17 protein-coding genes and 1 pseudogene are annotated in these 20,386 nt (G+C 69.9%); 9 read left to right on the top strand and 9 right to left on the bottom strand.

Going from position 1 to position 20,386, the window contains the following annotated elements:
• Positions 1–73 precede the first annotated feature (73 nt).
• The 4 genes from IEY95_RS31705 to IEY95_RS31690 all read right to left on the bottom strand — a co-directional run bounded on the left by IEY95_RS31705 (position 74) and on the right by IEY95_RS31690 (position 5,461).
• A complete protein-coding gene (locus tag IEY95_RS31705) occupies positions 74–1,513 on the bottom strand; it encodes a glucose-6-phosphate dehydrogenase (RefSeq protein ID WP_189189602.1) in 1,440 nt (479 codons plus the stop codon).
• The gene (locus IEY95_RS31700; protein ID WP_189189601.1) at positions 1,510–3,339 is read right to left on the bottom strand and encodes a glycoside hydrolase family 15 protein; all 1,830 of its coding nucleotides are present in this window, start codon (positions 3,337–3,339) and stop codon (positions 1,510–1,512) included. The genes IEY95_RS31705 and IEY95_RS31700 overlap by 4 nt, the downstream gene beginning before the upstream one ends.
• 51 nt (positions 3,340–3,390) lie before the next feature.
• Positions 3,391–4,449, bottom strand: coding sequence for an NAD(P)-dependent alcohol dehydrogenase (locus tag IEY95_RS31695; protein ID WP_308429360.1), 1,059 nt, complete (start codon positions 4,447–4,449; stop codon positions 3,391–3,393).
• A gap of 133 nt (positions 4,450–4,582) precedes the next feature.
• On the bottom strand, positions 4,583–5,461 hold the full coding sequence (locus IEY95_RS31690; protein WP_373294576.1) for a universal stress protein: 879 nt from the start codon (positions 5,459–5,461) through the stop codon (positions 4,583–4,585).
• A gap of 209 nt (positions 5,462–5,670) precedes the next feature.
• Between IEY95_RS31690 and IEY95_RS31685 the strand changes: the two genes are divergently transcribed.
• A complete protein-coding gene (locus IEY95_RS31685) occupies positions 5,671–6,705 on the top strand; it encodes a lactonase family protein (RefSeq protein WP_189189599.1) in 1,035 nt (344 codons plus the stop codon).
• 91 nt (positions 6,706–6,796) lie between these two features.
• Here IEY95_RS31685 and IEY95_RS31680 read toward each other — a convergent pair whose 3' ends face one another.
• The gene (locus tag IEY95_RS31680) at positions 6,797–7,492 is read right to left on the bottom strand and encodes a TetR/AcrR family transcriptional regulator (RefSeq protein ID WP_189189598.1); all 696 of its coding nucleotides are present in this window, start codon (positions 7,490–7,492) and stop codon (positions 6,797–6,799) included.
• Positions 7,493–7,618: 126 nt separating this feature from the next.
• Here IEY95_RS31680 and IEY95_RS31675 point away from each other — a divergent pair, with 126 nt between their 5' ends.
• Genes IEY95_RS31675 through IEY95_RS31650 form a run of 6 tightly spaced genes read left to right on the top strand, consistent with a single transcriptional unit; the run spans position 7,619 to position 14,726 of the window.
• Positions 7,619–9,289, top strand: coding sequence for an amidohydrolase (locus IEY95_RS31675; RefSeq protein ID WP_189189597.1), 1,671 nt, complete (start codon positions 7,619–7,621; stop codon positions 9,287–9,289).
• Positions 9,290–9,336: 47 nt separating this feature from the next.
• Positions 9,337–11,010 (top strand): ABC transporter substrate-binding protein, encoded by a 1,674-nt coding sequence (locus IEY95_RS31670; RefSeq protein WP_189189596.1) that lies wholly within the window; start codon positions 9,337–9,339, stop codon positions 11,008–11,010.
• Complete coding sequence (locus tag IEY95_RS31665; RefSeq protein ID WP_189189595.1) at positions 11,007–11,975, top strand: ABC transporter permease; 969 nt, start codon at positions 11,007–11,009, stop codon at positions 11,973–11,975. The genes IEY95_RS31670 and IEY95_RS31665 overlap by 4 nt, the downstream gene beginning before the upstream one ends.
• A complete protein-coding gene (locus tag IEY95_RS31660) occupies positions 11,972–12,835 on the top strand; it encodes an ABC transporter permease (protein WP_189189594.1) in 864 nt (287 codons plus the stop codon). The genes IEY95_RS31665 and IEY95_RS31660 overlap by 4 nt, the downstream gene beginning before the upstream one ends.
• Positions 12,835–13,866, top strand: a complete 1,032-nt coding sequence (locus tag IEY95_RS31655; RefSeq protein WP_189189593.1) for an ABC transporter ATP-binding protein — start codon at positions 12,835–12,837, stop codon at positions 13,864–13,866. The genes IEY95_RS31660 and IEY95_RS31655 overlap by 1 nt, the downstream gene beginning before the upstream one ends.
• Positions 13,863–14,726, top strand: a complete 864-nt coding sequence (locus tag IEY95_RS31650) for an ABC transporter ATP-binding protein (protein ID WP_189189592.1) — start codon at positions 13,863–13,865, stop codon at positions 14,724–14,726. Before IEY95_RS31655 ends, IEY95_RS31650 begins: the two co-directional genes overlap by 4 nt.
• Positions 14,727–14,930: 204 nt before the next feature.
• Here IEY95_RS31650 and IEY95_RS31645 read toward each other — a convergent pair whose 3' ends face one another.
• From IEY95_RS31645 to IEY95_RS31635, 3 genes are all read right to left on the bottom strand, one after another.
• Complete coding sequence (locus tag IEY95_RS31645) at positions 14,931–16,874, bottom strand: S41 family peptidase (RefSeq protein WP_189189591.1); 1,944 nt, start codon at positions 16,872–16,874, stop codon at positions 14,931–14,933.
• Positions 16,875–17,234: 360 nt separating this feature from the next.
• A complete protein-coding gene (locus IEY95_RS49400; protein WP_229703496.1) occupies positions 17,235–17,891 on the bottom strand; it encodes a DUF2218 domain-containing protein in 657 nt (218 codons plus the stop codon).
• A 35-nt stretch (positions 17,892–17,926) separates the two neighbouring features.
• Positions 17,927–18,544, bottom strand: a complete 618-nt coding sequence (locus IEY95_RS31635; RefSeq protein ID WP_189189590.1) for a class I SAM-dependent methyltransferase — start codon at positions 18,542–18,544, stop codon at positions 17,927–17,929.
• Between the two features lie 136 nt (positions 18,545–18,680).
• Here IEY95_RS31635 and IEY95_RS31630 point away from each other — a divergent pair, with 136 nt between their 5' ends.
• Complete coding sequence (locus tag IEY95_RS31630) at positions 18,681–19,256, top strand: TetR/AcrR family transcriptional regulator (RefSeq protein WP_189189589.1); 576 nt, start codon at positions 18,681–18,683, stop codon at positions 19,254–19,256.
• Positions 19,257–19,304: 48 nt separating this feature from the next.
• Positions 19,305–19,412: pseudogene (locus IEY95_RS50430) on the top strand (hypothetical protein); the annotation flags it as partial.
• A gap of 40 nt (positions 19,413–19,452) precedes the next feature.
• On the opposite strand, the gene IEY95_RS31620 reads toward IEY95_RS50430, so the two are convergent.
• A complete protein-coding gene (locus IEY95_RS31620) occupies positions 19,453–20,301 on the bottom strand; it encodes a helix-turn-helix domain-containing protein (protein ID WP_189189588.1) in 849 nt (282 codons plus the stop codon).
• Positions 20,302–20,386: the final 85 nt, after the last annotated feature.

Raw genomic sequence — 20,386 nt, 5'->3', positions numbered from 1 at the left:
CGGCGCCGGCCACGCCACGATCCGGGCCCGCATCGCTCGCGGGGATGATCCTCGCCTGCGCCACTCCGGGGTATCAGGAGGAAGGCTGTCTCGGTGTCGCTGCCTCGGCGTGGAGCAGATCGTCGCGCCGCCACTGCCCGTCTCCGAATTCCTGCCGGGGGGCCGGCCCGTCGGAGCCGGCCGGGTACTCCTCGAGCGGAACAAGGTTGCTTTCCCAGGCGGTCAGTACGGGGGTCAGGACCCGCCAGGCTTCTTCGGCCTCGTCGCCGCGGATGGACATGGCGGGATCCCCGGTCAGCACGTCCAGGAGGAGTCGGCCGTAGGCGGGGAGTTCGGGTGGTTCCATCTGCGCGGTCAGCGAGAGCGGAGTGAGGGTGTGGGCACGGGAACCGATGCCGGTCAGGTCCAGGGCCAGCCCCTCTGGCTCGAGTCCGAAGCGCAGCACGTTGGGCAGGGCTTCGCCGCTTTGGCCGAGGGGCAGGTGGGGGACGGTCCGGAAGCGTACCGCGACCTCCTTGCGGTCGGCCTTGAGTGCCTTGCCGGTGCGGAGCCGGAAGATGGTTCCCGCCCAGCGCCAGCTGTCCAGTTCCAGCTCCACCTCGGCGAAGGTCTCGGTACGGCGGGCCGGGTTCACGCCTTCTTCGTCGGCGTAGGCGGGGATGTCGTGGTCACCGATCCGACCGGGTAGGTAGCGTGCACGGCGCGTGCGGCGTACGACGTCGTCCTCGGTGAGGAGCCGCACCGACCGCAGCACGTCGACCTTCCGGTTGCGCAGGTCCCGCTCGCCGAGGGTGATCGGCGGTTCCATGGCCACCAGGCAGAGCAACTGCAGCAGGTGGTTTTGCACCATGTCCTTCAGCGCGCCGACGGTGTCGTAGTAGCCGGCTCTGCCTTCCAGCGCGAGCGTCTCGTCCCAGACGATGTCCACCTGGGCGATGTGGGTGCTGTTCCAAATGGGCTCCAGCACGCGGTTGGCGAGTCGGCTGCCGAGCACGTTCTGGACGGTCGTCATGGCCAGGAAGTGGTCGACGCGGAACAGGGCCTGCTCCGGCACGAGGTCGGCGAGGAGCCGGTTCAGCTCCTGTGCGCCGGCGAGGTCTTCGCCGAATGGCTTCTCCAGCACGATCCGACTGCCTGCGGGGAGGCCCGAGTTATGCAGTGCGGTGACCACGACGGGGAAGAGAGCCGGAGGGAGGGCGAGGTAGACAGCGACGGGTCCCTCACCGGCGATGGCCGAGGCTACGTCGACGGGGTCGGTGACGTCGGCCCGTTGGTAGCGGGCCGCGTCCGCGATGGCCTTCCTGGTGTCGGCCGGGCAGGTGCCGCCGTGGCGAGTGAGCTGCGTGGACACCCATTCCCGGTACTGCTCGCTGTCCCAGTCCTCACGGCTGGCGCCGGTCAGCTGGAAGTGATCGCCGAGGTGTCCTGCCGCCCTCAGGTCGGCCAGGGCCGGCAGCAGATAGCGTGCGGTGAGGTCGCCTGTCGCGCCGAAGATGACGAGCCGGTTGATCATGTGGTGGCGTCTGCTTTCGCTCGGGCGAGGTTCACGCCGCTGGCAATGATCCCGATGTGGCTGAACGCCTGAGGGAAGTTGCCCATGAACTCTCCTGTGGATGGGTCGATCTGCTCCGACAGGAGCCCCAGCGGGCTCGCGCGGGCACACAGCGAGGCGTACAGCTCCTCGGCCGCCTCGATGCGGCCTTGTCCGATGAGGTTGTCGACCAGCCAGAAGCTGCACAGCACGAAGGCCCCCTCGTCACCGGCCAGACCATCGGGTGACTCGTTGTGCAGGTAGCGGTAGAGCAGGCCGTCACCGGCTGACAGACGCTCGGCGATGGCCGCGGTGGTGGCCGCCATCCGTGGGTGATCGGCCGGGACGACGTGGCGCAGCGGAAGCGCGAGCAGGCTGGCGTCCAGTGTGCCGCCGCCGTCCAGATGCGCGCTGATCGTCTGCGCCTTCTCGTCCCAGGACTTGTCCAGGATGAGTCGGCGCAGGTGGTCGGCCGAATCCCGCCACATGCCGATCCGCCCGGGAAGGCCGAGCCGCTCACCGATCGCCGCGGCCCGGTCCAGGGCAACGTGACACATCCCGGCCGAGTAGGTGAACACCCGGCCCTCGTTGCGGACCTCCCAGATTCCCTGGTCCGGCTGGCGCCACGCGTGCGCCGCGGTGTCGGCCAGCCCGGCCAGGCCGGCCCACAGCGCGGGCTGGATCTCGCCGCCGGAGATCAGCCACTGGTCGGCGCAGTCCAGGATCTCGCCGTAGACGTCGTGCTGGCGCTGGTCGGCCGCGCCGTTGCCCCATCGCACCGGGGTGGAGCGGCGATAGCCCGCCAGTTCGGTGTCCTCGACCTCGTCCGGCACCAGGCTGCCGCCCAAGGTGTACATGATCCGGGGTCGCCGGCTGTACTCGAAGGCGTCCAGGACCCAGCCGAGGAAAGCATCGGCCTCGCCACCGAATCCGATACGGCGCTGGGCGAAGACGGCGTAGGCCGCATCGCGGATCCAGGCATATCGGTAGTCCCAGTTGCGGATCCCGCCGACCGGTGCGGGCAGGGAGGAGGTCGGCGCCGCGACGAGCGAGCCGTTGGCCCAGTCGTCGCACAGTTTCAACGTGATCGCGGCGCGCCGCACCAAGGGTTCCTCGGGGCCGCTGTAGGCGAAGTGCTTCATCCAGCGCTGCCACGCGTCGGCGGTTGCCTGCAGCATTGCGTCGGTGTCGAACCGGTGGTGGCGGTGGAAGCGGCCCCAGGACAGCACGAGATCGAGGCGATCGCCCTGTTGCAGGTCGTGTGTGCTGTGCAGGCCCATGAGGGGGCGGTTGGAGCGCAGATGCAATCGCAGGTCGGGCCGTCGGGACGGTCGCAGTTCCAGCCCGCTGAACAGCGGCCGCACCTGCCCGCCGCCGCGGGGTTCCACGCCCATCCGCAGGCGGACCTTGCCGTCCAGGACCAGGGCCGATCGTACGAGTTCGGCCCGGTCCGCCGGGGCGTCATCGGTGAGATCGGTGCCGGAGCGCAGGGCGAGGGCGTCGGTGACGCGGACCACGCCGGTGCGGCTGCGCATTTCGGTGATCAGTACGCCCGTGTCGGGCTCATAGCGCTGCCGGGCCTCGACCAGGTCGTCCGGGGCCAGGGTGAAGTGCCCTCCGCGTGCCTGATCCAGCAGGCCGCAGAACAGCGGCTCGGAGTCGAATCGGGGCAGGCACATCCAGGAAATGGAACCGTCCATTCCGACCAGCGCGGCCGTCGCACCGTCGCCGATGAGGCCGAGATCCTCCAGCGGCAGGTAGCCCTCCCGTTGGCGGATCGGCCGGAAGGGGGGATCAGGATCGTGCATGCCGTCTCTCTTCCGCGGGGCCGAATCAACCGTGCGGCCGCATGATCGCGTCTAGAAGGTGATCATTACCTTGACGACGTCCTCGAGCTTCTTGTCCGCCACCTCGAAGGCACGCTCCATGTCGTCGAAGCCGAACTCATGGGTCGTCATGTGCGAGGGGTCGACGCGCTTGGTCTCGAGCACCCTCAGCAGCCGCTCCATGCGCAGCCTGCCTCCGGGGCACAGGCCGGTGGCGATCGTCTTGTCGGCCATGCCGACGCCCCATGCGACGCGGGGAATGCGTACGAACTCCCCCTCGCCGAAATAACCGATGTTGGAGATCGTGCCTCCAGGCTTGGTGATCCTGACTGCGGTCTGGAACGTCACGTCCGCGCCGAGTGCCTCGATGGCGGTGTCGACTCCCTGGCCCTGCGTCAGTTCATGGATCCGCTCGGCGACATCCTCGCTGGTGAAATCCACGATCTCGTCCGCGCCGTAGGTGCGCGCGAGCTTCTGCCGGTCGGGGACCGATTCGACCCCGATGACGAGCCCGGCGCCGCGGAGCCGCGCTCCTACGGTCGCCATCAGGCCCACCGGCCCCTGCGCCAGCACGGCCACGGTTCCGCCGACCGGAATGTTGCCCTTCTCCGCTCCCATGAATCCGGTCGACAGCATGTCCGCGCAGTAGACCGCCGCCTCGTCAGAAATGCCATCAGGGATCTTCGCGAGATTGGCGTCGGCGTCATTCACGTGGAAGTAATCCGCGAAGACGCCGTCCTTGGAATTCGCGAACTTGAAGCCGCCGAGCGGGCCACCGGACTGCGACGGGTACCCGTTCTGAGAGGCCAGGTCACCCCAGTCAGGGGTGATGGCGCCGACCAGCACACGGTCGCCGGGCCGGAAGTCCTTCACCTCGCTGCCCACTGCGTGCACGATGCCGACCGCCTCGTGGCCCAGCGTCAGGTTCTCCCGCGGACCAATGCCACCCTGGACCGTGTGGGAGTCCGAGGTGCAGATCAGGGCCCTGGTCGTCTGCACGACCGCGTCGCCCGGACCCGGCTGCGGAACAGGCTTCTCCAAGAAGCCCACACGCCCGATCTCCTTCATCACAAATGTCTTCAACTGCTGCATCCCTCCTGCCAGGCGCCCCGCCATCGAAACGGCGGCGATGGCTCACCGCACAGACCTTGCCCCCACGCTCTCAGCGGCCGAACCGGGTCGCGATCCGGCCGCTTCGGCGATCCGCCGTTTCAGTGAAAACGCGTCACTCCTTGCCACGGACGACGGTGACTGGACAGTGAGCGTGATGCAGCAGAGCCTGGCTGACCGATCCCAGGAGCAACCCGGTGAAGCCGCCCCTTCCCCTGGCCCCGACGACCATGAGCTGGGCGGTCCCGCTCGCCTCGATCAATGCCTCGTGGGGCACACCGTGCACCAGTTCATGCCTGACGGACACGTCCGGATACTTCTGCTGACGACCCGCGAGCGCCTGGGCCAGCAGACGCTCCTCGCCCTCGGCGACCGTGCCCGGCCGGTGCGCGTCCGGCAATTGCGGCGGAGGCAGGGGAACATTGTCCGGGGTCCACGCATGCAGGGCGACGATTTCAGCCCCACGCAGCGCGGCCTCGGCGAACGCGAAGTCGACCGCCTTCTCGCCCGCCCGCGACCCGTCGACGCCCAGCACGATCGGTCCGGTGGCATCCGATTGCTCCCGCACCACCATCACCGGACACTGGCCGTGGGCAGTCAGGTACACCGCCGTCGATCCCAGCAGCATCCCGACGAAGCCTCCCCTGCCCCGGGATCCGACGACCACCAGATCCGCATCGCGCGACTGATGCTCCAGCACCGTCAACGCCTCACCGGCCACCACCTCATGGGTGGCCTCCACCTGAGGTGCCACGTTGCCGGCACGGTGCAGCGCCTCAGTCACCAGGCGCTCCACCGCTTCCGGCAGCACGCCTTCGGGTGGGCCGAACGGCGCAGCGGCCATCGGCACATGCCCGGGCGTGATGACTGGCCAGATGGCATGCACCACCCGAAGCTCCGCACGACGCCATCGGGCTTCCCGAGCCGCCGCCTCCACGGCTGCGAGACCGGACGGCGAGCCATCCACTCCCACGACGACCAGGTTGCCCACCATGCCTCCCGTAATTGACTCGCCCTCTTACTCCCAGCCTGACCCCGGCGACACGTCACTGCCACAGGACCGGGCGGGCAGCCCAGGGCACCTACCGCCACACTGCTGAACTCGTGACGGTGCCCGCGTCGCCGGGCACAGCCGCGACGAGACCGCCTGCTAGCGTCGCCCCGCGTGCGGCCAGGGCGGAGGACGCTGTGGATGACAAGGGCATGAGGCGAGCCTTCATCGGCTCCTTCACCTCGGCAGGCGGGCGTGGGATTGTCGTGGCCGACGTGGATCCCAACACCGGAGCGCTGACCGTGACCGGCGCCATCGGTGGCGTCGCCGACCCGTCGTATCTCGCCGTACACCACACTCAGGCCGGCCCGGTTCTGTACGCCGTATCCGAAACGGCACCGGGGGCGGTGGCCGCCTACGACATCACCGGTCCAAACCCCCGCCCGATCTGCTCACCTGTGGCGGTGCGCGGAGATGAGCCAACACATCTCGCGATCGCCCACGGCCATCTGCTGACCGCCAACTACGGCTCCGGCAGCGTCACCGTTCTGCCGCTCGCCGCCGACGGCACCCCACAACCCCCAAGCAGCGTGCTACGCCACGAGGGCACAGGACCACACCCTGACCGCCAGCTCGCCGCGCACACCCACCAAGTGCTTGCCGACCCGTCAGGACGCTGGGCACTCGCCGTCGACCTCGGCACCGACTCGGTGCGGTCCTACTCCCTGGGCGCAGAGGCGGGAGAACTCACACTGCACAGGGAGACCGCGCTGCCGCCCGGCACCGGACCACGACACCTTGCCTTCCACCCGGCCGGACGCCACGCCTATGTGCTCGGCGAACTCCGCCCCACCGTGACCGTGTGCCGCTGGGACGCTGCGGCCGGTGTGCTCGAGCCGGCTGGGGAAACTCAGCTGTTCCCGGACGGTGTCAACGGCCCCGTCTCCCCGTCGGCCCCGGTCGTCTCACACGACGGCCGGCATGTGTGGGTGGCGGTACGCGGCCCCGACACCATCGTCGTACTCGCACTCGACGAGACCGGCGAGAAGGCGGAGGTGGTCGCGTCGGTTCCGTGCGGGGGCCACTGGCCACGCGACCTGGCACTGCACCCGTCGGGCACCCGCCTGTATGTCGCGAACGAGCGCTCGGGCGATGTCACATGGTTCGACATCGCCCCCACAACAGGCATCCCCCACCGTGCGGGCTCAGTGGCTGTCCCGGCCGCCTCCCACGTCATCTTTGTCTGACGGCGGCCGCCCCCGTGCGAGCGACGAACCGCGGTGACCTCGCCCCGCTCCAGTTGGGGGGAGCCGGGCCAAGACCACCCTGACTGGAGTACTAGGCCCCCCGCAGGGTCTCGGCCCGCTTCTCGATCGCCGAGATCAGCGCCTCGACCGTGGTCGTGAAGATCTGCTCGTCCGTCACCTCGGGGAGTTCGGCACTCAGGCGGGTGATGTTCGGGAAACCCTGCGGGTCGACCAGGCGGTACTCGCGGCTCCAGGAGGACTCGTCGCCCGCGCGGGCGTCCGGGTCGAACAGCAGATACGCGGCCTGCTGACCGACGTAGGCGAGGAGCGAGTCTCCGACCATGCGGTAGTGGACGGCCGCCTCGGCGCCCTCGAGTCCGGCCTCCATGACAGCGCCGAGGATGAGTTCGACGACCCGGAACTCGTTGGCCCGCCGCGTGGTCCGGCTCGCCATGGCCGAGGCCACCACCGGATATTTGAGGGCGACCGCCAGTGATCCGGCGGCGAGTGCCCGGATGCGGTCCTTCCAGTCGAGGCCTTCCGGGATGCTGTCGAGCACCTCGGCGAGCGTGCGGTCCGCGACCGACAGCAGCAGCTCGTCCTTGTCTCGAAAGTGCCGGTAGATCGCGGTCGGGTCCGCCCCGAGCTCCTCGCCCAGGCGTCGGACGGTGAAGGCGTCCTCGCTTCCGCGGGCCGCGATGCGCAGGCTCGCGTCGATGATCGCGTCGGGCGTGAGCTGACTGCCTGCGCGCTTGCTGCGGACTGTGGTTGCGGGTGATTTCGGCATGGTGCAGCCAGTGTATCGATCGGAAAGCGAGATTGCGCAACATCGTTGACAACAACGTTGCGCTGCCGTTCACTCCTCCTCAACAACAAGCCAGCGGGTCCGCCCGCCGAGCCGGAGGATGCGTTGATGACGCACATCAGCCAACGGGTCGACACCGTTTTCGTGGGTGGCCGAGTCTTCACCGGAGCCGGGTCCGCCCCGGTGGACGCCGCCGTCGCCGTCGGGGGCGGCCGGATTCTCGCCGTCGCCGACGCGAGCACGGTGCGGTCGCTCGTCGGAGCCGCCACGGAGGTCGTCGACCTGGAGGGCGGGCTGCTCATCCCCGGGTTCCAGGACGCCCATGTCCATCCCGTGGTGGCCGGAGCCTTGATGCTCGGCTGCGACCTGAGTGAGCAGAGCACGGCCGAGGGCTGTCTCGCGGTGGTGGCCCAGTACGCCAAGGAGCATCCGGATGCGGCCTGGATCCGCGGCGGCGGCTGGTCGATGGACAGCTTCCCCGGGGGTACGCCTACGCGCGGCATGCTCGACGCGGTGGTGCCGGACCGGCCCGTCATGCTCACCAACCGGGACGGCCACGGCGCCTGGGCCAACACCCGCGCGCTGGAGATCGCGGGGGTCGACCGTCACACCCCCGACCCCGTGGACGGGCGGATCGAACGGGAGGCGGACGGCGCCCCGGCCGGCACCCTGCACGAGGGCGCCGTGGAACTGGTGGCCCGTCATGTGCCGCTCGCGACACAGGACGAGGCGTACGCCGGACTGCTCGCCGCACAGGAGTACCTCTTCTCGCTCGGGGTGACCGGCTGGCAGGACGCCATGATCGGCGCCTTCCCCGGCAACCCCGACAACTTCGACATCTACCTGCGCGCGGCGCGTGAAGGCTCACTGCTCGCCCGCGTCGTCGGCGCCCTGTGGTGGGACCGCGAACGCGGCCTGGAACAGCTTCCCGAACTGGAGGAGCGCCGCCGCACCGGACAGGTGGGCCGCTTCAACGCCACCAGCGTGAAGATCATGCAGGACGGGGTCGCGGAGAACTTCACCGCCGGAATGCTGGAGCCCTACCTCGACGGCTGTGGCTGCCCCACCGCCAACGCCGGGCTCAGTTTCGTCGAACCCGCCCTGCTCACCGAGGCGGTGTGCGCGCTCGACCGCTCCGGCTTCCAAGTCCACTTCCACGCGCTCGGTGACCGCGCCGTCCGCGAGGCCCTCGACGCGCTCGCCGCGGCCCTCGCCGTCAATGGCGTCAATGACAACCGGCACCACATGGCCCATCTCCAGGTCGTCCATCCCGACGACATCGGACGCTTCGCGAGCCTGGACGTGGCCGCGAACATCCAGGCGCTGTGGGCCGCGCACGAACCGCAGATGGATGAGCTGACGATCCCGTTCCTGGGCCCCGAACGGGCCGCTCTGCAATACCCGTTCGGGGATCTGCGACGCGCCGGGGCCCGCCTGGTCGCGGGCAGCGACTGGTCGGTGAGCAGCCCCAACCCGCTGTGGGGCATCCATGTCGCGGTCAACCGCGCCGTACCCCTGGCGGAGGCATCCGGCGCGGCGTACCCGCCGTTCTTCCCCGAGCAGGCCCTGACCCTGGCCGAGGCGCTGACCGCGTACACCGCGGGCAGCGCCTGGGTGAACCACCTCGACGACGTGACCGGCACCGTCGAGGAGGGCAAGTACGCGGATCTCGTCGTCCTCGATCGCGACCCGTTCACGCACCCCTCCCAGGAGATCGCCGACGTCCGGGTGCGTCGGACCTATGTCGAGGGCCGGCTCGTCTTCACCGCGAACGACTGACGTATCCCCCCTTACTTCGCCGAGCCAATCCTGGACGGAGACAGACGATGCCCTCAGACAGCGCAAGATCGAGACGACGGACACCACCGCTGCGCCGCACGGTGGGGACCCTCCTCGCGGCGGCCGCGGTCCTCATCACCAGTGCGTGCAGCGGCACGGCGCACCCCGACGAGGGCAGCAGCAGGAGCGCCGCGTACAAGCTCACGGACCGGACGCCCGCCGCCGCGGGCAACATCGGCTCCTTCACGTGGTCGATCTACGCCGAGCCGACCTCGATCGACTACGCCTACGCGTTCGACTACCCGCCGAACCAGATCCTCTCCAACGTCTGCGAGAGCCTGCTGCGCTGGAATCCGGACCTGACGATGTCGCCGAACCTGGCGTCCTCGTACAGCAATCCGACGCCCACGACCTGGGTCTACAAGATCCGCCCGCAGGTGCGCTTCCACGACGGAACGGTGCTCACCGCGCAGGACGTCGTCGCCTCGCTGCGCCGCCACCTCGACCCCGCCGTGGGCAGCGCCTGGGCCAACTCGTTCCGGAACGTGAAGTCGATCGCCACGTCCGGGCCGCTGGAAGTCACCGTCAAGCTGAAGAAGCCGGACTCGACCTTCAACCAGGAGATGGCCGCCAGCCCCGGCACCGTCGAGTCGGCCGCCACCCTCGCCAAGGAGGGCAAGAACTACGGCAGTCCCAAAGGCGGCGTGAACTGCACCGGGCCGTTCTCGTTCGGGTCCTGGACCCCGGGCCAGTCGCTCGTGCTCAGAAAGTTCGACGGCTACTGGAACCCCAAGCTCAAGGCCAAGGCGCGCCAGGTCAAGTTCGTGTTCCTGAGCGATGCGACGACCCGCGTCAACGCCTTCCAGAGCGGTGAGGTGGACGGCGGCTGGATGGTCCCGGCCGACGCCTACGACCAACTCCGCTCGTCCCAGGCCGGAAAGCTCTACTTCGGCCGCAACACCACCGTCGCCGACGAGGTGGTCGGCGATCTCAAGGGCCCGCTGGGCGACACCCAGGTGCGCAAGGCCCTGCTCATGGCCATCGACCGCAAGGGCATCGTCAAGGCCGGCGTCGGCGGGGTCGGCGAGGTCGCCGACTCCCTGGTCACCGACAACATGTGGAACAACGTGCCCGCCGCGACCCGCACGGCCCTCCTCAAGGACATACCGCGCTACTCGTACGACCCGGCCAAGGCCAAGAAGCTCGCGAAGCAGGCCGGAGTGCACGGTCAGCGGATCGTCATCGCGACCAGCCCGCTCGACTCGCAGACGACGATCATCACGCAGGCGGTCGCCCAGGCTGCCAAGGCCATCGGGCTCAATCCCAAGATCGACACCCTCTCCCCGGAGAAGTACTCGACGCTCTTCACCGACCCTGCCGCCCGCAAGGGCATCGACCTCTTCCTCACCTTCTGGTACACGTCGATCACCGACCCGCTGGACATGTACGGCTCCCTGGAGACCGGCGTGTTCACCAACTACGGGGGCTGGTCCAACAAGGACTTCGACAAGGCGGTCGAGCAGGCCGTCGGCACGTACGAGCCGGCCGCGCACGCCGAGGCCAACGCGAAGGCGCAGCAGATCGCCCTGCGGGAACTGCCCTGGCTGCCCCTGTACACGCAGCCCGTGAGCGTCTTCCTCGGCAACCGGATCACCGGCGTCCAGCCGTCGATCGCCTACCTGTACTACCCGTGGGCGGCCGAGATCGGGGCGAAGGGATGACGGTCGCGGCGACGCGGGCACTCGGCGGCCTGCACAGACTGGCCGGGATGGCCGCGACCCTCCTGGTCACCTCGTTCCTGGTGTTCTCCTCGCTGTACCTGGCGCCCGGCGACCCGGCGAGCTTCCTGGTCCGCGGCCGCAGCGCGAGCCCCGAGGAACTCGCCGAGATCCGGCGGCAGTACGGGTTCGACCAGCCGTTCCTGGTCCGGTACGGGCACTGGCTGAACGGCGTGCTGCACGGCGACTTCGGCCGGTCGTACGTCTTCCACCAGGACGTCAGCTCGGTCCTCGCCTCGCGCCTTCCGGCCACGCTGCTGCTGATCGCGGTGTCGGCCCTGCTGATCGCGGTGGTCGGCATCGCGGCGGGCATGGTCGGCGCGCTGCGTCGCGGCACGCGGACCGACTCCCTACTGATGCTCCTGGTGACGGTGGGCGCCGCCGCCCCCGCCTTCGTCGCCGCGCTGCTGTTGCGCTCGCTGTTCGGGGTGCGGCTCGGCTGGTTCCCGACCATCGGCAACGGCACCGGCGTATTCGACCGACTGCATCACGTCGTTCTTCCAGCCGTGGCCCTGTCGGTGACGTTCATGGCGCTGGTGACAAGGGTGACCCGCTCGTCCATGCTGGAGGAGCTGGGCCGTGAGCACGTCGAGGTCGCGGTGAGCCGCGGCACACCACGCTGGACCGTGATCCGGCGTCATGTGCTGCGCAACGCGCTCGGACCGATCGTCACCGTCTCCGCGCTCCTCGTCTCGGGAATGCTGGTAAGCACCTCGATCGTGGAGACCGCGTTCGGGATGTCAGGCGTGGGATCGCTGCTCGTGCAGTCGGTCAACCAGATGGACTTCCAGGTGGTGCAGGCGATCGTGCTGCTCGTGGTGGCCGCGTTCGTCGTGGTCAACGCCCTGGTGGACGTGGTGCATCCACTGATCGATCCGCGGGTGGCCGCAGCGGGGAGCGCACGATGAGCGCACAGATCGCAGGCGTGATGCGCGGTCCCCTCGCCCGGCTGCGGGCCTTGAGCGGCGGTTGGTTGCAGAACCTGTGCCTGCTGTTTCTGGTCCTGTTCGTGCTGGTCTCGGTGTTCGCGCCGTGGCTTGCGCCGCAGGATCCGACCTACGGCGAGCTCGGTGCGGGGCTCGTGGGCCCGAGCCCCGAGCACTGGCTGGGCACGGACCAGGGTGGGCACGACACGTTCTCGGCCCTGATCGAAGGGAGTCGTACGAGCCTGGTCGGGCCGCTCGCGGTGGTGCTGTTCTCCACCGCTACGGGTATCGCCGTCGGCCTGTTCACGGCCTGGCGGGGCGGCTGGGTCGACACCGTGATCGGGCGCCTGCTCGACGTCGTGTTCGCCTTCCCCGCGCTGCTCGTCGCGATCCTCGCGGTGGCGGTCTTCGGCAAGGGGATGACGGCACCGGTGATCGCCATGTCCCTCGCCTACATGCCGTACACCGCCCGGCTGGTGCGCGGCCTCGCCCTGCAGGAGCAGGCCAGGCCCTACATCGCCGCCTACCGCGTCCAGGGGCACTCCGGGATGTTCGTCGCGGTCCGCCGGCTGCTGCCGAACATCGGCCCGACCGTGCTCGCCCAGTCGACGGTCAACTTCGGCTACGCGCTGCTCGACCTCGCCGCCCTGTCCTTCCTGGGCCTTGGCGTTCAGCCGCCGGCACCCGACTGGGGCGCGATGATCAACCAGAGTCAGGCCGCCGTGCTGCAGGGCCGGCCGCTGTCCGCGATCGTGCCCGCGGTCGCGGTCACGCTGGTCGTCGTCGCCTTCAACGTCGTCGGCGAGAACTTCGGCGACCGGCTCGCGGGGAGGGATTCCTGATGGCACTGCTCGAGTACGAGGCCCTGAGCATCGCCCTGCCCGGGATGGCCCGCCCGGTCCTCGATGGCATCGACCTGACCGTGTCGGCCGGTGAAGTCGTCGCCCTGGTCGGCGAATCCGGCTCCGGGAAGTCGGTCACCGCCCGCGCCGCCCTCGGCCTGTTCCCTGCGGGGGCCAGGCTCGAAGGCCAAGTCCGGGTCGACGGAACGGACTTGGTGGGCGCCGAAGCCACCGGCCTGCGCACTGTCCGTACGGCCAAGGCGTCGATGATCTTCCAGGACCCCCGGGCGGGCATCAACCCGGTGCGCCGCATCGGGGACTTCCTCACCGAGTCGCTGCGCGTCAGCCACGGCTGGGCCAAGGACCGCGCGAACGCCCGGGCCGTCGAACTGCTCACCGCGGTCGGCCTCCCGGACCCCGCCCGGCACCTGAACCAGTATCCGCACGAACTCTCCGGCGGCATGCTCCAACGCGTCATGATCGCCGGAGCGCTCACCGCCGAGCCCCGGCTGCTGCTGTGCGACGAACCGACCACCGCCCTCGACGTCAGCACCCAGGCCGAGATCATGGCCATCCTGGGACGGCTGCAACGCGAACGCGACCTGGGCCTGCTCCTCATCACCCACGACATCGAACTCGCGGCCGCCGCCTGCGACCGCATCTACGTGATGTACGCCGGGCGGATCGTCGAGACGGCGCCCACCGCCGAGCTGTTCGCGGCGCCTCGCCACCCCTACACCGCGGGCCTGCTCGGCTCGTCCCCTCCCTTGTCGGCGCCGGACGGCCCGCCCGCCCGGCTGACTCCGATCCCCGGGGCCCCGATGGGTCTGCTCGACTCCGCGTCCGGCTGCTCCTTCACGGCCCGCTGCCGCTTCGCCCGGCCCGGCGTCTGCGATCAGTCCCCACCGCCCCTGGAGCAGCACGGAACGGCCCTGGTCGCCTGCTACCGCGCCGACGACCTCACCGACGCGCCCGCCACGCTCGCCCCGACGGCGACGGTCCCCAACTCGACCAACAGGGAGGACAGTTGACCAGCGACGCGCGCACGCTGCTCCAGGTGAGCGGTCTGCGCAAGACCTACCGGACGGGAAAAGCGGAGTTCGTCGCGGTCGACGACCTGTCGTTCTCCGTACGGGCCGGCGGCGCGCTCGGCATCGTAGGGGAGTCGGGCTCCGGCAAGACGACCACCGCCCGGATGCTGATCGGCCTCGAACGCCCGGACGCGGGACGGATCCTGGTCCAGGGCGAGCCGCTGGCCGCGACCGTACGTGGAAAGGCGGCCCGCCTCGCCCGCGCCAAGGCGGTCCAGATCGTCTTCCAGGACCCGTACCTCTCGCTGGACGCGCGCATCAGCATCGGCGCGACCATCGACGGGGTGCTGCGCCTGCACGGCCTGACGGACCGGGCGGACCGGGCCGCCCGCACCAAGGAACTGCTCGCCCAGGTCGGCCTCGGCGAGCGTGAGGCGACCGCGCTCCCCCGCAAGCTCTCCGGCGGCCAGCGCCAACGCGCGGCGATCGCACGGGCGTTGGCCGTCGAACCGGCCGTACTCGTGCTCGACGAGGCGGTGTCGGCCCTCGACGTATCCGTACAGGCACAGGTGCTCAATCTCCTGTCGGACATCCGCCGCGATACCGGCATCGGCCTGGTCTTCGTCAGCCACGACCTGGCCGTCGTGCGGTACGTGTGCGACGAGGCGCTCGTCCTGTATCGGGGCCGCACCATGGAACACCGCCCCGTCGCGGACCTCCTCACCCACCCCGGACACCCGTACACGCAGCTCCTGTTGGCTTCCGTTCCCCGACCGGGCTGGGATCCCGACTCGATCAGCCGCCGACGCCGGGAGCTCGATCCGCTGCCGGCCGCCGGGGCTCCGGGAGGGCGTGGCTGAGGAGTCCTGGCGACCATTCGCAGACCGGGCTCTGGCGGCGGCCCGTCACCCGGACTCGCTACCACCGTCGCCGTGTCCACCACCAGCCGCACATCCCGGCTGTTCAGTTGACGGGGCGTCACCCCGGTCGGCCGGAAGGGCGGCCCCCTGTGTGGCGCGGCCGTTGGGGCGGTGCCGGCCGCGGGGGCCGGCACCGCGCCGTGGCTACTGGAACTGCTCGGTCCGGCTTGCGACGAGCCGGCCGCTCGCGAATCCTTCCACCCGGGCCGAGCGCGCGGTGGCGGCGTCCGGCACGGTGACGTCGGCCTGGCCGTCGACGAGGTCGAGCGATGCGCGGGGCCGCTGGTCGACATACACGTCGAGCCGGTCGATGTTGGTGGTCGTCACCTTGAGCCGCAGGGCGCCGTCGACGGCGGTGGCGTTGGTGATCGACACGGCATGCGGGGCCAGGCCCTGCAGGATCTGGCCGGCCCGCTCCAGCAGGTCGGTGTTGTCCTGGAGCAGGTCGGCCCGCGTCATCCGGTGGAGTTCGTCGGGCGTGATGCCGAGATCCTCGACGGGGGTGCCGGAGTTGTCGAGCACCCGCAGGGTGCGGCGGATCGCCACACGCATGCCGGCCTTCTTCGGCAGTCGCACATACGGCGAGTCCGCTTCACCGGCCAGGAGATCGGTGAGGAAGTCCTGTGTCCACACGTTGGCGCCGCCTGCGCCCGTGCACTGGTCGGTGCCCAGGACCGGGCCGATGCGGTGGTCCTGGAAGCCGGCGGAGAAGATGTCGGTGGCGGAGTAGCAACGGGCGTTGGTGATGAGCACAACCGGCCCGAAGTACTGCTGACCGATGGCGTTGGCGGCGTCCTCGGGACTCAGCGGGAAGGCGCCCGAGAACACGGCTCCGATCTCGACGGCCTGGTCCATGGAGGGCACCCACGCACCCAGGTTGACCCGTGGGTCGTCCTGGTGTTCGCGGCAGATCCGCAGGTTGAGGGGCGTGTTGATGAACTGCACCGGCTCGGGGGTGATCCGGCCGGGGGTGAAGAGCTGCAGGGCGAACTCGGCAGCGAAGATGAGACCGCCGCCGTTGTCCCGCACGTCCAGGATCAGGCCGCGGTCCGGCAACAGGCTGATCAGCCGCCGGAGTTCCTCCATGTATGCCTCGAGGTCATCCACGCTGAAGGTGAAGATCCGCAGATGGCCGAAAGTCCCGGCGGACGTCTCCACCTGCCTCGCCCGAAACACGTTCGGCAGCGTGGTGGCGATCTCGCCCGCGCGCAGGTCGGGGGCGGGTTCGCCGACCGCTGCGGCCTGCACCTGGGCGACCACCCTCGGAGCGAACAGCAGTACCTTGGCGCGGCTGGTCTCGTCGGCTTCGAGGTCCAGTCCCTGGGCTGCGGCCACACTGCTGACCGCGTCCGCGTCGACGAAGGCGGGCAGGTTGTCCACGACTCGCCAGTTCTCGCGGAACTCCCGCTGGGTGCCGTTCGCGTCGAGGTAGCTGATGGTCACCCACTCCTCGAACGGAGGCAGGTGGATACGCAGCGGCCGTACGGTCAGCGACTGCACACCCCGGCTGCGGCGGGCCTCGGGGTTGCTACCGGCGAACCGGGCGGCGACGAGGTCCACGGCGTCGGCGATCGGGACGCCGCTCCAGTGGGTGATCTCGACGCCCGGTGTGAAGCCTGGCGCCACAAAGCCCTCGGCCACCTGGGTGACCATGAAATGGGCGCCCTGCTGGTCGGTGTACCGCTCGACGAGGAACGGCAGGAAGGCGATCTTGCCGACGAAGGGCTCGGGGAGCAGGTAGTTGGTGTGCAGGTCCCTGACCGAGTGGAAGATCTCCGACATCTCGGTGTGGAACATCCACTCCGGTGGCATGGTCTGCGGCGTCAGACGCTCCATGTGGTGGATGAGCAGCCGCAAACGCTGGAGGGGATTCACCGCGTACATCGCGGCCTTGAGGGGCAGGTGGACGTAGTTCTGCTCGAGCAGAATCAGCGCCTGGGCGGCGATGAGCCGGCGTTCGACCAGCGTCAGCGTGCCCGCTGTCCGCAGGAAGGTGGCCAGGTCCGTGGAGGCGGCCAGGTGCTCGCGCACCGGTTCGGCCGCGTTCGGGACGAAATCGGGGATGGTTCGGTCGGCTGCGTCACTCATCTCGGGCTCCTGAGGGCGGGTCGGGTCTCGGCTCTCTCGCGGTCCGTTATCGGGTGAACCGCCGGTCGGAATGAGCCGTGCACGCGTTCTTCGCCCGAACGGATGTCCCCCGGTTCGGCGAGGCCGGCCTCACGGGGGCACGCTCCTCCGGAGGGCGGTGAGGACCTCTCACATCGAGCTGAACCGGGCGCATGCCGCCGGGCGGCACGGCGGCCGCGACATGGCCGTGACGCAGGCTGCGGGCGAGCTGTCGATTTCACCGAAGCGGACACGTCCGGACGATCGAGGTGAGAGACCGCGCGGCTGAGGCGCACCGCGGGACGGCACGAGGCAGCACGGGATGGCGCGAGGCAGCGCGGACTACCCGGCCTGTTCCCGGCTGCGGCGATGCACACGACGGCCGAACACCGTCAGTGCCGTGATCTTCACGACGATGACAGCCAGGACGGCGCCGACGACCCAGCCCGTCCAGCGCGGCCCGGAGAGCACCGCACCGGCCAGGCCCAGGTGAACGGCCACGGCGAGGACGCCGAGGACCGTGATACCTGCCCAGGTGAGGCGTCCGCGCCGCGCCGAGACCGATGCCGCGGGTGGGGCCGTGGCGCCGGCAGCCTCCGCACGCTCGGCAGCAGGCCTGTCCGGCTGTTGCCAGTCCACTCGCAGTTCGTCGCGCCTGCCGAACCTGCCGATGTGCGCTTCCAGGAGGTCCTGGAGCCGCCGTAGCCCCTCTTCGTCGTCGGCTTCGGCGCGCAGCATCAGCGCATCCGCTTCTGCATCCAAGGTGCACCGGCCCCACGGCAGGCTCAGGACGCCCTGGGTCTCCGACCACTCGACATGGATCTGGTCGGGCTTGAGATCGGGCGGCATGTGCATCCCGGCCGGCGGCACGGCATCGCCGCCGTTGTGAGACCGTGCGCGGTGGCCGAGGTGGCGGCCCTTGTTGCTGAAGTGCTTGCACAACTGGACGAGATACCGGCTGGGGCGGTTGGTGGGGACGCGGGCTTCGGCGATCGGCATGGCGATCCTCAGGTCGGTGGTGGTCGATGGGAGGTTCAGGTCCTGGTCAGAGTGACGAGCCAGGCCTCGACGTGGCCCGGGGCGACGCTGAGCTCGATGGCGGACGGTTCGACGGAGTCGATGTGCCAGCCGTCGGAGAACGCCGTCTGAATGTCGCCGCGCGTCACCTTGTGCACCGTGCCCCAGGCGCCGCGCTCCCGGTCACTGACGCAGAGCATGAAGTAGCGCCCGCCCTGCGGCAGTACGGACCGCAGGCCGCCCACGTACGCGGTGCGGTCCTCGCCGTCGAAGACGTGGAAGAGCCCGCAGTCGAGCACGGTGTCGAAGTGCTCGCCGAGGTCGGCCGGTTGCCGGGCGTCATGACGCACAAACCGCACCGTGAGGTCGCGGGCGCGCGCCTTCTCCTCTGCGGTGCGCAGGGCTCGTGCGGCGAGGTCGATGCCGGTGGCGTCGAGCCCGAGCGCGGCGGCCATGAGCACGTGCTCCCCGGTGCCGCAGCCGGCATCCAGTACCCGGCCTCGAATGGCGCCTTCCTCGGCGAGGGCGAGGAAGGCGGGCTGGGGGCGGCCGATGTCCCAGGGCGGTGGAGTGGCATACAGGTCGTCGGGTCCCCGGGGAGCAGTGGCGTCCGAGCGATGCGGTGAGACGGACATGGGGGGTCCTCCCCTTGCGAGCGGCCGGATCGTCGTCGCCGGGATTCGGCTCCGGGCGACACCTTCAGATTTATCGATACACTGTGTCTACGTCAAGTCAGGGTGTATCCAATAGGTCGCCTCGTAGACTACGGATGTGCCGAAGCTGTGGAACGAGACGATCGAGGAGCACCGCCGCGCGGTACGGGACACGGTGCTGGAGGTCACGGCCGCTCTCGTGGCCGAGCAGGGGCTACGGGGCGTGACCATGTCCCGGATCGCCGAGGGGACCGGGATCGGCCGGGCCACGCTGTACAAGTACTTCCCGGACGTCGAATCGATCCTCACGGCCTGGCACGAGCGTCAGATCGACGGCCATCTCCAGGAACTCGCGGCGCTGCGCGATCGGCCCGGCAGTCCCGGAGAGCGGCTGACGGCGGTTCTCGGCGCCTACGCCCGCATCCAGCAACGGCGTCACGGTCACGACGCGGAGATCGGTGCCGTGCTGCACCGAGGGGAACACGTCGCGCACGCCGAACGGCATCTGCTCCGGTTTGTCGGTGAGCTGCTCGGCGAAGGCGTGGAGGCTGGCGAGGTGCGCGACGACGTAGCGCAGGACGAGCTCGCCGCCTACTGCCTGCACGCCCTCGGTGCGGCGGGCGGGCTGCGGTCCCAGGCCGCGGTGCGCAGGCTCGTCCAAGTCACGGTGGACGGCCTGCGCCCCTCCCCCTGAGGCGATCTGGCCGTCGGTACCTCGGAGTTCGACAACGGCACGACGACCGTGCCCCGGCAGATCGCGGCGGGCGAGTTCGCCGCCCCGGTCGGCCCGACAACTGTCCGCCAGTCCGACACGGACGTCGTAGGCCACGACACGGGCTCCGTCGCGTCCATCGGCACGGTCGTCGCCGGCAAGACCAGGTCTCAGTCGTCTAGACCGCTCGTAGAGCGCCCGGGTGGCGTCCCGTCAGGCGATCGAGAGCGATGTGGCTCGCTTCGTCGGCGGGGAGGTGGACCACGAGGCACTGGTCGTCGTCGGCGGGCAGTTCGAGCATCTCGTACGCGAGCCGCAGCTCCCCCACCTCCGGGTGAAGCAGCCGCATGACCCCGCTCGGCCTCGGCAGCCCCGGCAGCGTCTCCACCCGCCCCGCGAACTCCGCCCCGCACGAGATGGTCAACTCGTCCATGAGCGAGGCGACATGAGGGTCGGACAGTCCCGGCCCCTGCTTGAGGGCGGCGACCTGCTCGTCGGCGACGCGCTCCCAGTCCGGGTACGCGGCACGCGCCCTGGGATCGGTGAACACGAAACGCGCAAGGCTGGGCCAGGTCCCGTCCAACAGCCCGATCGGCCCGGCAAGTCTCCGATAACCTGCCGTGCACGCGAGAATCTCGCTCAGCCGGTTGAGCAGGACGGCGGGAGCGGGTTCGAGCCGGTCCAGCAGAGCCTGGACGGTCGGCCGCACGACACGGTTCGGCATCGCGCCGCCCGTGCAGCTGAATCCGCCCTCTGCCCCCTTGGCAAGACGGTGCAGGTGGACGCGCTCGCCCACGGTCAGCCGCAGCGCGTCGGCCAGCGCGGAGAGCACCTCCGCGGACGGACGGCGATCCCGCCCCTGTTCGAGCCTGGTGACGTATTCGACGCTGACTCCCGCGAGGGTCGCCAGCTCCGCTCGGCGCAGTCCGGGCGTACGGCGGCGCGGGCCCGCGGGCAGTCCCACCTCCGAAGGCTTGACAGCCTCGCGGCGCAGACGCAGGAACAGGCCCAGCTCGTTGTCGCTCACCCCTTGAACGTAACAGCCCTGCCCCGCCGGGTCGTGGCCCTGCCACTACCAGTCTCGGCCCGGCCTTCCTCCCCCGCGGTCCGCC

It is taken from the genome of Streptomyces albiflavescens (assembly GCF_014645835.1).
GTDB classification, from domain to species: domain Bacteria; phylum Actinomycetota; class Actinomycetes; order Streptomycetales; family Streptomycetaceae; genus Streptomyces; species Streptomyces albiflavescens.
This window is presented reverse-complemented; position numbering and strand designations above follow the sequence as displayed.